The following is a 14,063-nucleotide window of genomic DNA, read 5'->3' on the forward strand; positions in this document are numbered from 1 at the left end:
GAAACACCCACGCCAACCAGGGTTTTCGTCGCCCTGATCCCAACCCCGCGCCTCCGCCGAGCGGAGTCATACGGCGGCTCAGTGCATGTCGCGGAGCCACCATTCAACTGCCCTCGATGGGGCTTCGGCGGTCAGGCGGTCAGGTCTGCGGCTGCCAGCGCGGTCGACTGGCTGTGGTGGCGTTCTCGAGAGTTTGCCGACAGTAGTCGAATGGCGATTAGGTGATAGGGCCATTCGGCTACTCTCGGTGAGCTTTCGGTTGGGTCTGCTGATGCGCACCCTGCCCCTGCCCTGCCCTCGGCCCCCTGGACGGAGGCGGCGGATCAGCCGACGTGCTCGCGCAGGTACGCCAAATCCTCGGCGACACCCTCGGCGGGCGTCTCCAGAACCACCGGAGCATCCGCCGTCCGGCACACCTCCGCGAGCAGCTGCGGATCGATCGTCCCGTCGGCGAAGTTGGCATGGCGGTCCGCGCCCGAATTGAATTCGTCGCGCGAGGAGTTCAGGTGCACCAGGTCGATGCGGCCGGTGATGGCCTTGATCCGTTCGACGACGCCGACCAGATCTTCACCGCCCGCCCAGGCGTGGCAGGTGTCCAGGCAGAAGCCCGCGCCGAAATCGCCGACGGCGTCCCATAGCCGGGCGATCGAATCGAAATGCCTGGCCATGGCGTGGTTGCCGCCCGCGGTGTTCTCGATCAGGATCGGCACCGCGAAGCCGCCCTTGTCCTGTTGACGCTCGAACAGCTTGCGCCAGTTATCGATTCCGGTTTCCAGTTCGCCGTCGGAGCGGACATGTCCGCCGTGCACCACCAGACCGAACGCGCCGATATCGGCGGCGGCCTTCGCCTGCTGCGCGACCGCATTGCGCGATGGCATGCGCAGGCGATTGTTCAGGCTGGCCACATTGATCTGATAGGACGAGTGCACCACCACATCGATCGGACTGGCGAGGATTTCCTCGGTCCGCGGATGTGGGGTCGGTTTGTCCCAACTCTGCGGATCGACGACGAACAGCTGGATGACATCGGCGCCGAGTTTTTCACCGAAGCCGATCGGATCGCTGTCGAGCCGGACGTGTGCTCCAATGCGCATGGGGGCGAGCCTAACGACTGCCACCGACAACGTCTTCGCCCACCGCAACGAACATGTTGCGTCCGGGCCGTGCGAACAGATACATCGGTAGGATCCAGGTGCTCGACCCGATACGGGGGGTGAATCCACTGTGCTACGAACTGGCGATGTTTTCGCTGAGTACACGATCAAACGCGTGCTCGGCCATGGCGGTATGGGCACCGTGTACCTGGCCAAGCATCCGCGGCTGCCGCGCCTGACCGCGCTGAAATTGCTGAAGCGCGAACTGTATACCGATGCCGAGATCCGGCGCCGCTTCGAGCGGGAGGCCGATCTGGTCGCCCAGCTCGACCATCCGAATATCGTCACCGTCTACGACCGCGGCGCCGAGGACCAACAGCTGTGGATCTCGATGCAATTCGTGCCCGGCGCGGACGCGTCCTGCGCGGATGTCAATGTGCTCGCGCCGGGGCGCGCGGTGCAGATCATCGCCGACACCGCGGCCGCTCTGGATTTCGCACATGGCAACGGCGTACTGCACCGCGACGTGAAACCGGCCAATATCCTGCTGGCCAAGGCCCCGATCGGACAGCCGGAACGGGTGCTGCTCACCGACTTCGGCATCGCGGGTATGCGCGACGGCGAGTCCACGCTGAGTTCGGCCGGCACCATTACCGCCACGCTGGCCTACGCCGCGCCGGAACAACTGACCGGGACGCCGGACTATCGTGCCGACCAATACTCACTGGCCTGCTCGCTGTTCTGGATGCTGACCGGGGCCGCGCCCTTCCAAGGGGCGAATCCGATGGCGGTCATCAACGGCCATCTGTATGGCGCGATACCGTCGCTGCGCCAGTATCGGCCGGATGTGCCGCCGGGTTTGGCCGCGGTGCTGGCGCGAGCGATGGCCAAACGGCCTGCGGATCGCTTTATCAGCTGCACCGAATTCGCCGTGGCGGCTCGGCGGGCGCTGGTGACGTCCGCGCCGTACCCGCAGCAAGGAAACGGGCATCACGGCCCGCCGATGGGCATGGTGCCCGAATCGCGTCCCGGCACCGAACATGCTCGCGATGCGGGTCCGGCCCGAAACCCGGTGCCATCTGGAAACTCGTTGCCCCCCAACCCTTCCGAGCGAGTCGGCAGCGGCAGAACCACCCGGCCGACCGAGCCGCCCAACCGCTCCGCCCCCGTGCCACCCCGAACGTCCCAGCCGCGCCTGCCGTTGCCGCCGCGCCATGCACCGCGACCGGGCACCATCGCCCTGCCGGATATCCCACGTCGGCCCGGCAGAACGCCGCCCGGACCCGCTCCGCGTCCGCCGCCATAGCCGGAAACAATCGGATATCGCATGCGATGGCGATAAGTCGACGATAACCAGGGCTTAAGCGAATCCTGCTAAGGTTTCGATGTTTTCCGTGGTCAGGAGGTCCTGATCGCGCATTCTTATGCTGTACGCCTGTTCATCGGTGGGTCCCGGTGGCGGCGGGAAGTGGAGCAGACATGCTGGCCAGCGGTGACGTATTCGCCGGTTATGTCATCGATCGGCAACTGGGTCGCGGTGGCATGGGTTCGGTGTACCTGGCAAAGCATCCGCGACTGCCGCGGATGACGGCGCTGAAGCTGCTGAATCGGGAGATGTTCTTCGATAAGGAGGTGCGGGCGCGGTTCGAGCGGGAGGCGGATCTGGTCGCCCAGCTCGATCACCCGAATATCGTCACCGTCTACGACCGCGGCCTCGAGGAGGAGCAGCTGTGGATCTCGATGCAATACATCGATGGCATCGATGCCGCATCGGTCGATCCCAAGTCGCTGCCGCCGGAGCGCGCGGTTCAGATCATCAAGGAGACCGCCGACGCGCTCGACTACGCACATGGCATGGGCGTACTGCACCGCGATGTGAAGCCGGCGAATATCCTGCTGGCCCGCTCCGGCGGTGGGCGCGGTGAGCGGGTCTACCTGACCGACTTCGGTATCGCGCGGTTGCGCGACGACACCGGCCACCTCACCCAGACCGGCACCTTCACCGCCACCCTGGCCTACGCCTCGCCCGAACAGCTCACCGGCGCCTCGCTGGATCACCGGTCGGACCAGTACTCGCTGGCCTGCTCGCTGTTCTGGCTGTTCACCGGGTCCGGTCCGTTCGCGGCCACCAATCCGGCGGCCGTGATCCAGGGACATCTGCAGGCCGCGCCCCCGGCGCTGAGCAGCGTGCGTCCCGGCCTGCCCTTCCAGTTGGACGCGGTGATGGCCAAGGCCATGGCCAAGCGGCCTGACGACCGGTTCGCCTCCTGCTCGGAGTTCGCGCAGGCCGCCAAGCACGCACTGACCAATCCGAGCGTGCCGTCGATGCCGGTGGTCGGTGGACCGCGGCCCGGTACCGGCCCGGCCATTCCGGTGACGGGTGCGCCCCGGCCGGTCACCGGGCAGCCGATGCCGGTGACGAACGGGCCGTACCCGCAGACCGCCGGACCGTATCCGCAGACCAGCGGCCCATATCCGCAGACGAGCGCACCGCACGCGGCGCAGCCGTTGGCGCCGACGACAGTCAATCCCGCATCGCAGGGCACGCCACATCCGCAGCCGGTGCAGACCGCGCCGACCCAACAGCAACCGCATCCGAGCAACCCGTACAACCAGCAGCCGCTCGGTTTCGCGCCGCGGCCGCCGATGGGCGGACCGCGCCCGCCCGCACCGCCGCAGCGCAAATCGAATGTCGGACTGATCGTCGCGCTGTGCGTCGGTCTGGTGATCCTGCTGGTGATCGTGGTCGCGATCATCGGCGCGGTATCCGGCGGCGGTTCGTCGAGCTCCGGCGGCAGCAGCACCACGACCTCGTCGAGCTCGTCCTATGGCGGCGGCGGCTCGGCGGATGCGACCGCGGCCGCGATCAGCAAAGAGTTCCCGCGCATGGTGCCCGCCAGCGAATCCGATTCGGTCGGCTACAACGGCGCGAAATGCAATGCCCACAAGACCGGCGACCTCACCCTGCCGACGCCGGGCACGCCGGACTTCGGCGCCTGGGCCGCGCAGTGGGACTGCTACGGCGGCGGTGACAACGACGACCCGTTCTACACGATCTACGTCTACAAGAACGCATCCGACGTGCAGAAGGCGCTGAGCAATCTGCCTTCCGACGCCACCAAGTCGACCGACACCAACGGCGGCAAGACCTACACCAACTACAAGTTCGTCAACGACGGGCCCAAGATCGTCACCGCCTTTACCGGCGACAGCAAGCGCGCCCAATTCCTCATGTACGCCGACGGTTTGGCGGGCGCTCAGGACAAGGTCCTGCGCTGGTGGCGCTCGGCCCCGCTGAACTGACAGCCGAACCGGGCGCGAAAAATGGCTCGCGCCCGGTTCCGTTCGGCCCGTACAGTTCTGCGCATGTTCGGCCACACCATCGCTCTGGAGTCCGCGGTCGCGGGCGCGATGGCGGCTGCCCTGGCAGCGTCCGCAGCAATGGCTGCGGCGCACTTCGACGGCGCCCGAAGCTGACCTTCCCCGGGATGTCCCGGGACCTCTGACGGGGAAGGTGGCCCGTCGCAGAGAGGTCCCACGGCGAGATCGCCGGAAATCATTTCCAAGTCAGGGAAGTCATGTCCAAGAAGACGTATGTGCGGACCAAGCCGCATCTCAATATCGGCACCATGGGTCATGTCGATCACGGGAAAACCACGTTGACCGCGGCCATCACCAAGGTGCTTGCCGAGCGCGGTGGCGGCAGCTTCGTGCCGTTCGAGCGGATCGACCGGGCGCCGGAGGAGGCGCTGCGTGGGATAACCATCAATATCGCGCACGTCGAATACGAGACCGCCACAAGGCATTACGCGCATATCGATATGCCGGGGCACGCCGACTTCGTGAAGAACATGATCACGGGGGCGTCCCAGCTCGACGGGGCGATCCTGGTGGTCTCGGCGCAGGACGGCGTCATGCCGCAGACGGCCGAGCATGTGCTGTTGGCGCGTCAGGTCGGGGTGGAGCACATCGTGGTCGCGCTCAATAAGGCCGATGCGGGTGATCCGGAGCTGCTCGATCTGATCGAGCTCGAGGTGCGTGAGCTGCTCAGCGCCCAGGGCTACCCCGGTGCGGAGCTGCCGGTTGTACGGGTTTCGGGTTTGCGTGCGCTGGAAGGGGATTCGCGGTGGACTGCCGCGTTGCTGGAGTTGCTCGACGCCGTGGACACCCATGTGCCCACGCCCGTGCGCTACACCGACGCGCCGTTCCTGCTGCCGGTGGAGAACGTCCTGACCATTACCGGCCGGGGCACCGTCATCACCGGTGCGGTGGAGCGCGGCCGGATTCGTCTCGGCGATCGCGTGCAGCTGTACGGTGGCGAGGAGCTGACCTCGGTTGTCACCGGGGTGGAAACCTTCGGCCGGACAATGGAGTTCGCGGAAGCGGGCGACAATGTCGCATTGCTGCTGCGCGGCGTGCAGCGCGGTCAGGTGCGCCGCGGCCAGGTCGCGGCGGAACCGGGCAGCATCGCGGTACACACCCGCTTCACGGCGCGCGTGTACCTGCTGGGCACGGCGGAGGGCGGTCGGCGCACCCCGATCGCCACCGGCTACCGCCCGCAGTTCTACGTGCGCACCGGTGACGTGGTCGGCAACGTGACGCTGCCCGCCGCCATTGCCGTAGCCCGCCCCGGCGAAACCATCGACCTCACAGTCGAATTGGGCCGCCCGATCCCGTTGGAGCCCGCCCTCGGCTTCGCCATCCGCGAGGGCGGCCGCACCGTCGGCGCAGGCACCGTCCAGTCCGTCGGCTAGCTCCCCGGGTTGGGCATGCACGAACACCCCGCATGCCCAACCCATGGGCGGAAGCTGTCGCACAAGCAGTGTGTGCCTCGCACAAGCTATACCTTGTGTGAGGTCGTCAATACTTCTGCGGCGCTGCGCGAATCAGGCTGGACCGTGGGCGGCGAGGGCGATCCGATGGACGAGTGAACACCGGAAGAGGGAGGAAGACGACGTGATCAGCGATCGGCGGCAACGCGCGCAACGGTTCGTCGAGTTGCATCGGGAAGGTTGCTTCCTGCTGCCGAATGCGTGGGATGCGGGCAGTGCTCGGATTCTGGAATCGGTCGGATTTCCCGCCGTTGCCACCACCAGCGCCGGTATCGCGTTCTCGCTCGGACGTCCGGATCACGACTTCTTCGCCGAGCACGAGGACGGGCGGGTCGATCGGGAGACCATGCTGGGGCGGGTTCGCGAGATCGTCGACGCGGTAGGGGTGCCGGTCAGCGCCGATCTCGAAGAGGGATACGGCGAGAAACCCGAGACGGTGGCGAGCACGATCTCATCGGCCCTCGACGCCGGTGCGGCGGGCGGCAATATCGAGGACTTCACCGGCGACAGCACCCGACCGCTCTTCGAGCTGGAGTTGTGCGCGGACCGCATTCGCGCGGCCCGCGCCGCCATCGACGCCAGCGGCGAGCCGTTCGTTCTGGTCGGCCGCACCGACGGACTCCTGGTCGATACCTCACTCGATGAATGCGTCCGCCGGGCCAACGCCTACCTGGCGGCAGGTGCGGACTGCGCCTTCGTTCCGGGCGCAAGCGACGCGACCACCATCGGCACACTGGTGCGCGAACTCGACGGTCCACTCAACGTCGTCATGGGTTTGACCGGCAACGCACTGTCCCTCGACGACCTGCGCGAGCTCGGCGTGCGCCGAGTCACCGTCGGCGGCAGCATCTTCCGCGCCATGTACCGCCAATTACTCGGCACCGCACACGAATTGGCCGACCTCGGCACCTTCACCTACGCCGCCGACCAACTCACCCAGACCGACCTCAACAACCTCTTCCGCCGCTGATCAGCGCTTCAGGCAGAGGTGGCGCGTTGGTTCACCGGCTGATGCACCTCGGGGTGCGAGGAATGCGTTGAGGTGGGCTTCCTGACCCTGGTCAAGCCGCTGCGGGTTTCCGGAGGCGATCATGAGCACGGGCATCTCGAAGAATTCCGTGTCGATCCACTGGCTTTGATGCGGCGGGTGCGGGCGGAATGCGGGGATGTCGGGGCGTTCGATCTCGCCGGGCGGCATGTGATTCTGCTATCCGGTGCCGAGGCCAATGAGTTCTTCTTCCGGTCCGGCGACGAGGATCTCGATCAGGCCGCCGCCTATCCGTTCATGAAGCCGATTTTCGGCGAGGGCGTGGTGTTCGACGCCAGTCCGGAGCGGCGCAAGGAAATGCTGCACAACCAGGCGTTGCGTGCGGAACAAATGCGCGGGCATGCGGCGACCATCGGGCGCGAGGTCGAACGCATGCTGGCGAACTGGGGCGACGAGGGTCAGATCGACCTGCTCGACTTCTTCGCCGAGTTGACCATCTACACCTCATCGGCCTGCCTGATCGGCAAGCGCTTCCGCGATGAACTCGACGAACGCTTCGCCCACCTCTACCACGATCTGGAGCGCGGCACCGACGCGCTGGCCTATGTGGATCCGTATGCGCCGATCGAAAGCTTCCGCCGCCGCGATGCCGCCCGCGCCGAACTGGTCGAATTGGTGCAGGGCATCATGGACGGCCGCGCGGCGAATCCGCCGGTGAACAAGGAAGATCGGGACATGCTCGACATCCTGATCTCGATCAAGGACGAGCAGGGCCGGCCGCGATTCAGCGCCAGCGAAATCACCGGGATGTTCATCTCGATGATGTTCGCGGGACATCACACCACTTCGGGCACCGCGGCGTGGTCGGTCATCGAATTGCTCAGGCATCCGGCGGAATTGCGTCGCGTCGTCGATGAACTCGATGAGTTGTACGCCGACGGTTCCGATATCAGTTTCGGCGCGCTGCGCCAGATTCCGAATCTGGAGGCGGTGGTCAAGGAAACGCTTCGGCTACATCCGCCGCTGATCATTCTGATGCGGGTGGCACAGGGCGAATTCGAGGTGTGCGGACATCGCATCGAACCGGGAGATCTGGTCGCGGCGACGCCGGCCATCTCCAACCGGATTCCGGAGGACTTCCCGAACCCGGATCTGTTCGACCCGAACCGCTATATCGATCCGAATCAGGCGGATATCGTCAATCGCTGGACCTGGATTCCCTTCGGCGCGGGCCGACATCGCTGTGTCGGCGCGGCCTTCGCGCTCATGCAGCTCAAGGCGATTTTCTCGATACTGCTGCGGGACTGGGAATTCGAGATGGCGCAACCATCCGACAGCTACCGCAACGACCACAGCAAGATGGTGGTGCAGCTGCAACAGCCCTGCGCGGTGCGCTACCGCAGGCGGCGAAAGGTCTAGGCAAACGCCCAGTTACGAGAGCGTGAGCGGGAAGATTCTGGGCCCCATAGACTTCCGGATTCGCTTGTAGTGTGAAGACATGATCACGCTCAAAAAGGAAGATGGCGCCGCTGATCTCAACGGCATCACCAAGCTGACGGTCGGGGTGAGCTGGGACCCGTCGGGGGGCACCAGCGGCGGCGCGGTGGGACTATTACGCCGCAAGCGCGGTGTGGATCTGGATCTGATCGCCATCCTCATGCAAGGTTCCGAGCCGGTGCGTTTTGCCGGACTCGACTCCCTCGACCCGCTCGGCAACGGTTCGGTCCAGCACACCGGCGACGAGCAGACCGGCGCCGCTTCCGGCGACGACGAATCGGTGCACGTCACCTTCGCGAATGTGCCCGAGGCCATCGACGCGATCATTTTCGTGGCCGCGGCATTCAAGAAGGGCTCGTCCTTCGAGAAGGCCAACAACATAAGTTTCAAGGTCTACGACGCGACCGGCGGCAGCGCCCAGCAGGTGGCCGATATCTGGCCCTCGCTGCTCGGTACGGATAACGCCAATGCGGTGGCCAAGGCGTTCCGCAACGGTGGCAGCTGGCAGCTCGAGGTGCTCAACCGCAAGGGCAAGATCAAGCAGGGCGATAAGCAGGCCCTGCTGCGCTTCGCGATGGCGTAAGCAGGCAGCGCGAGCCGGAGCTCGGACGAGCTCCGGCTCCTATTGCTACAGAACCGATTCGACCGCCGTTACGACCGCGGCGTCATCGGGTGTGGTACGCGGCCGGAACCGGCCGACTACCGCACCCTCGCGATCGATCAGGAATTTCTCGAAGTTCCACTGGATATCACCGGCGGTGCCCTCGGCATCCGCGGTCTCGATCAGTGCCCGGTAGAGCGGATGCCGGTCGTCACCGTTGACATCGGTCTTCTCCAGCAGCGGAAAGTCGACGCCATAGGTGGTCGAGCAGAATTCCGCGATTTCCTCGGCGGTACCCGGCTCCTGGCCCATGAACTGGTTGCACGGCACCCCGACCACGCTGAAACCGCGGTCGCCATAGGTTTTCTGAAGTTCGACGAGTCCGGTGTACTGGGGGGTCAGCCCACACTTGGAGGCCACATTGACCAGCAGTACCGCCTTGTCTCCGACCAATTCGCCCAGTGTTGCCGGGTCGCCGGAGAGGGTACGTAGGGGAATGTTGCGGATATTCATTCGTATCGCACCTGCCAGTTCTTGATTCCGTTGATCCACCCCGATCGCAACCGTACCGGATCGGCGACCTGGCTGATCTCGGGCATCACATCGGCGATCGCATTGAACATCAAGTCGATCTCCAGTCGCGCCAGATTCGCCCCGACGCAATAATGCGCACCGGTGCCGCCGAATGCGACGTGTGGATTCGGATCGCGTAATACGTCGAAGGTGAACGGGTTTTCGAAGGCGTCCTCGTCGAAGTTGGCCGAACTGTAGAAGATTCCCAGCCGCTGCCCCTTCTTGATCCGCTGCCCACCGAGTTCGGTGTCCTGGGCCGCGGTGCGCTGGAAGGCATTCACCGGGGTCGCCCAGCGGACGATCTCATCGGGTGCGGTGCGCGGTCGCTGCTCGCGATACAGCTCCCACTGCTCCGGATGATCCACGAAGGCTTTCATGCCGTGGGTGATGGCATTGCGGGTGGTCTCATTGCCCGCGATGGCGAGCAGGATGACGAAGAAGCCGAATTCGTCCGAACCGAGTGCCTCGCCGTCGACATCGGCGTGCACCAATTGGCTGACGATGTCGTCGACCGGAAACGCGCGGCGCTCTTCGGCCATATTCCAGGCATATCCGAGGATTTCGGTGAAGGCGGTGGTGGCGTCGCCGTATTCCGGATCGTCGTAGTTCAGCGTCTGATTGGACCATTCGAACAGCTTGTGGCGGTCGTCATTCGGCACGCCGAGCAGTTCCGCGATGGCCTGCAGCGGCAGTTCGCAGGCGACCTGCTGGACGAAATCACCGCCGCCGGTTCGCTTGGCCTCGTGCACGATTCGCGCCGCGCGTTCGGTGAGCGCGGCGCGCAGGCCCTCCACCGCACGCGGGGTGAACCCCTTGGAGACGATCCGACGGGTCTTGGCGTGCTTGGGGGCATCCATATTGACCAGCAGCGCACCGGTGAGTTCGATCTGCTCCGGCGTGACATCGTCGGGCAACCGGATGATCGCGCCCTTCTGCGCGGAGGAATAGATTTCCGGGCTGCGCGAAATCTCCTTCACGTCTTCGTGTTTGCTCACCACCCAGTACCCGCCGTCGCGGAAGCCGCCCGAGGTCGCATCCGGCTGCGCGCACCACCAGACCGGCGCGGTGCGACGCAGCGTCGCGAATTCCTCGACCGGCATGCGGTTTTCCCACAGCCCTGGATCGGTGAAATCGAAAGCGGCCGGGAACGCGGGCGCTGCCATAGCTACCTCCTGGGTGAAATGTGTTTCAGCGCAGCCTGAGTCGGCGCATGAGCCGTAGGGTGGTCAGGGTCGTCTTCAGCTGCTTCTCGTAGGGCAGGCCCGCGCGGGCGGCCATCACCTGGCGCTTCTGCACGCCGATATTCACGGTGTCGGTGTATTTGAGCAGGCCCTGATCGCCGTGCCTGGTGCCGACACCGGATTGTTTGACGCCGCCGGACGGGGTGCCCTTGGCGGCGTAGGTGGTCACGAAGCCGTCGTTGATATTGATATTCCCGGCCTCGAGCTGGGCGCCGATTCGGTTGGCGCGGGCCAGATCTCGGCTCCAGACGCTGGCATTCAAGCCGTAGCTGGTGTCGTTGGCGAGCCGGATGGCCTCCTGCTCGTCGGTGAACCGGTAGACGCTCACCACCGGACCGAAGGTTTCCGCGGTCGCGTGCGTCATCTCGGGGGTGACATCGGTGAGCACGGTGGGTTCGTAGAAGGCCGGGCCGATATCGGGTCGCGCCTTGCCGCCGGTCAGCACCGTCGCACCCTTCGCGCGCGCGTCTTCGACATGCGCCGCGACCCGTTCCATATGCTGCACCGAGACCAGCGAACCGAATTCCGGCGTGAAGTCATAGGCGGCGCCGATCTCGGCATTCAATTCCTCTGCCGCAGTGACCAATCGACGTACGAACTCGTCGTACAACCTGTCCTGGACATAGATCCGCTCGATATGCATACAGGCCTGGCCGGAATTCGCGAAGACCGCGAATGACGCACCGGGAATCACCTCGTCCAGATTCGCGTCGTCCAGCACGATCATCGGGTTCTTGCCGCCGAGTTCGAGGCTGCAGGCGATCAGATTGCGGCCCGCGCCTTCGCCGACCACCCGTCCGGTCGCGGTCGAGCCGGTGAACATGACGAAGTCGGCATTGTCGATCAAGGCCGGGCCCACATCGGGACCCTCACCGCAGACGACCTGGAACAACCCCTTCGGCAGACCCGCCCGATACAGCAGCTCGACACCGAACAGCGCGCACAGCGCCGTCTTGTTATCGGGCTTGAGCACGACGCCATTGCCCGCGATCAGCGCCGGCATCGAATCCGAGAGCGCGATGGCGAAGGGGAAATTCCACGGTGCGATGACCGCGACGACGCCTTTGGGGCGGTGCTCCTCGGTCGAGGTGGTGATCAGCGGCACCGGGCCGCCGCGCCGCTTGGGCTTCAGCACTCGGCGTGCGGTCTTCAGGTAGTGGCCGATGACCATCGGCACATCGCAGGATTCCTCGAAGGCCATCCGGCGGGTCTTACCGCAGCCGATCTGGATCAGGTCGGCGATGGTTTCGTATTCGGCGAGGATCAGATCGTGGGCGCGCTGGAAGACCTCGAGGCGGCGCTGCAGCGGCCAGGCGGCCCACTCCTTCTGGGCCGCGCGGGCGGTCGCGTAGGCGGCGGCGACGTCCTCGGGGGTCGACTGCGGTAATTCGCCCACCACGGCGCCGGTGTAGACCTCGACCATCGAATACGGGTCGGCGGTGCCCGAGGCTGCGACCATTTCGGTCAGCCTGCCGATCAACTCTTCGGTGATCCGGGCGGGCAGCGCCGGTGCGGAATCCTTCTCGGCTTCGGTTGTATTCATCAGACCTTCTCCGTGCTGACGGTAGATGCCCCCGAATTAGAACACGTTCTCAATGCGGATGGCAGGGGCTTGGTGGGGATGACCTGGTCGAATGCATATTCAGTCCGCCTGATGATCCGGTGCGTGGCTCGCCGCGTACTCCCGTGCCCAGCGGTAGTCGGGCTTACCGCTCGGGGCGCGCGTGACGACGTCGGCGAGCCAGATCTGCCTCGGCACCTTGTACCCCGCGAGATGCTTGCGCACATGGCGCTCCAGCGCGGCGAAATCCATCTCGGCACCCGCCACGGATACGACCGCCGCGACCTGCTGGCCCCAGCGCTCATGCGGTACCCCGATCACCACCGCGTCATAGACGGCCTCGTGCGCCTTGACCACACTCTCGACCTCTTCGACGAAGACCTTCTCGCCGCCGGTATTGACGACCATATTGCCGCGACCGATCAGGGTCACCGAGCCGTCCGGCTCGACCCTGGCGCGATCGTCGGTCACCACGATCCGGTTGCCGTCGACCGTTTTGAACAGCCGCTCGGTCTTCTCGGGATCCTTGTAGTAGCCGATCGGCACCGAGCCGGTCTTGGCGAGCCAGCCCTCGGAACCGGGTTCGACCGGCCGTCCCGCATCATCGACCACGATCGCTCCGCGCCCACTCTGCACCCGCGGACCGCGGCCGGGATTGTCGTCCTTCTGTGCGAAACCGATACCGCCGAAACCGGTTTCGGAGGAGCCGATGGAATCGGAGACCACCGTCGACGGAAACAGCTCCAGCAGTGCGTTTTTCACCGGTTGCGACAGCAGCGCGGCGCCGGAGCCGATGGCGATGAGCGAGGATGCGTCCACCGGGGCGGCGCGGTAGGCGTCGATCAGCGGACGCGCCATGGCATCGCCGGTGATCACCATGATTTGCGGGCGACGCTGTTCCACCACCTGCCACACTCGCTCGGCGTCGAATTTGGGCTGGAAGATCACGGCATTGCCGGACCACAGGGCGGTGAAGGACGGCATCATCGCGGCGGCGTGGATGAGCGGCGGGAGCACGAACCAGGTGCTCGGTTCGCCCTGTGCGCCGACACGGGACTGTTGATACTCGTCGGAAACCGGTTCGTTCGTGTAGAAATCGATGCCGCCGCCGAGGACCCGCCACATATCCTCTTGCCGCCACATGACGCCCTTGGGGCGGCCGGTGGTGCCGCCGGTGTACATCATGAACAGGTCATCGGGGCTGCGGTCGATGGCGCGGCGGGTGGGGGAGCCCGATCGCAAGGCCTGCTCGTACGATGCCGGGGTGCTCGCGTCGTCGTCGACGATCAGCAGTTGGATCGACGGCGCGTCGGCGAGTGCTTCCCGCGCCGCTGCCGCGTATTTCTCGTGGCACACAAGCGCTTCGAGGTCGGCATTGTCATAGAGATAGCGCAGTTCTTCGACGCCGTAGCGGTAGTTGATATTGATCGGCACTGCTCGCGCCTTGAAACAGGCAATGAGCGTGGTCATGGTCTCGATGCCGTTGTGCATCTGGAAACCCACATGCGTTCCGGGCCCGACACCGGTAGAGCCGAAATAATCGGCGAGCCGATTCGCGCGGGCGTCGAGTTCGGCGTAGGTGAGTTCGCGATCGCCCTCGATCAGCGCGGTGCGCTGCGGCATCGCGTCGACCGCATGTTCGAAGAGGTCGGCGAAGTTGTGGGACATGGCAATTC

General features: G+C 65.3%; 11 protein-coding genes. 6 read left to right on the top strand and 5 right to left on the bottom strand.

Going from position 1 to position 14,063, the window contains the following annotated elements:
• Window positions 1-323: 323 nt before the first annotated feature.
• Complete coding sequence (locus ACQP1T_RS07520; RefSeq protein WP_062984122.1) at window positions 324-1,094, bottom strand: deoxyribonuclease IV; 771 nt, start codon at window positions 1,092-1,094, stop codon at window positions 324-326.
• Window positions 1,095-1,269: 175 nt separating this feature from the next.
• Between ACQP1T_RS07520 and ACQP1T_RS07525 the strand changes: the two genes are divergently transcribed.
• The 6 genes from ACQP1T_RS07525 to ACQP1T_RS07550 all read left to right on the top strand — a co-directional run bounded on the left by ACQP1T_RS07525 (window position 1,270) and on the right by ACQP1T_RS07550 (window position 8,994).
• Complete coding sequence (locus ACQP1T_RS07525; protein ID WP_433759219.1) at window positions 1,270-2,400, top strand: protein kinase domain-containing protein; 1,131 nt, start codon at window positions 1,270-1,272, stop codon at window positions 2,398-2,400.
• A gap of 173 nt (window positions 2,401-2,573) precedes the next feature.
• Window positions 2,574-4,397, top strand: a complete 1,824-nt coding sequence (locus ACQP1T_RS07530; RefSeq protein WP_433759221.1) for a protein kinase domain-containing protein — start codon at window positions 2,574-2,576, stop codon at window positions 4,395-4,397.
• Between the two features lie 275 nt (window positions 4,398-4,672).
• The gene (gene tuf, locus ACQP1T_RS07535) at window positions 4,673-5,848 is read left to right on the top strand and encodes an elongation factor Tu (protein WP_433759223.1); all 1,176 of its coding nucleotides are present in this window, start codon (window positions 4,673-4,675) and stop codon (window positions 5,846-5,848) included.
• Between the two features lie 202 nt (window positions 5,849-6,050).
• On the top strand, window positions 6,051-6,896 hold the full coding sequence (locus ACQP1T_RS07540) for an isocitrate lyase/PEP mutase family protein (RefSeq protein WP_433759224.1): 846 nt from the start codon (window positions 6,051-6,053) through the stop codon (window positions 6,894-6,896).
• A gap of 81 nt (window positions 6,897-6,977) precedes the next feature.
• Entirely contained in the window at window positions 6,978-8,333 is a 1,356-nt protein-coding gene (locus tag ACQP1T_RS07545; RefSeq protein WP_433762047.1) for a cytochrome P450, read from the top strand.
• Between the two features lie 79 nt (window positions 8,334-8,412).
• Window positions 8,413-8,994, top strand: coding sequence for a TerD family protein (locus tag ACQP1T_RS07550; protein ID WP_040694994.1), 582 nt, complete (start codon window positions 8,413-8,415; stop codon window positions 8,992-8,994).
• Between the two features lie 45 nt (window positions 8,995-9,039).
• Here the strand turns inward: ACQP1T_RS07550 and ACQP1T_RS07555 are convergent, their stop codons facing one another.
• From ACQP1T_RS07555 to ACQP1T_RS07570, 4 genes are all read right to left on the bottom strand, one after another.
• A complete protein-coding gene (locus tag ACQP1T_RS07555; RefSeq protein WP_433759226.1) occupies window positions 9,040-9,525 on the bottom strand; it encodes a glutathione peroxidase in 486 nt (161 codons plus the stop codon).
• Entirely contained in the window at window positions 9,522-10,748 is a 1,227-nt protein-coding gene (locus tag ACQP1T_RS07560) for a cytochrome P450 (protein WP_433759228.1), read from the bottom strand. The genes ACQP1T_RS07555 and ACQP1T_RS07560 overlap by 4 nt, the downstream gene beginning before the upstream one ends.
• 25 nt (window positions 10,749-10,773) lie before the next feature.
• A complete protein-coding gene (locus ACQP1T_RS07565) occupies window positions 10,774-12,369 on the bottom strand; it encodes a succinic semialdehyde dehydrogenase (protein WP_433759230.1) in 1,596 nt (531 codons plus the stop codon).
• Window positions 12,370-12,468: 99 nt separating this feature from the next.
• Entirely contained in the window at window positions 12,469-14,055 is a 1,587-nt protein-coding gene (locus ACQP1T_RS07570; RefSeq protein ID WP_433759231.1) for an acyl-CoA synthetase, read from the bottom strand.
• Between the last annotated feature and the right edge of the window lie 8 nt (window positions 14,056-14,063).

It is taken from the genome of Nocardia sp. CA-135398, from assembly GCF_050955845.1.
In the GTDB taxonomy this organism is placed as follows: Bacteria; Actinomycetota; Actinomycetes; order Mycobacteriales; family Mycobacteriaceae; genus Nocardia.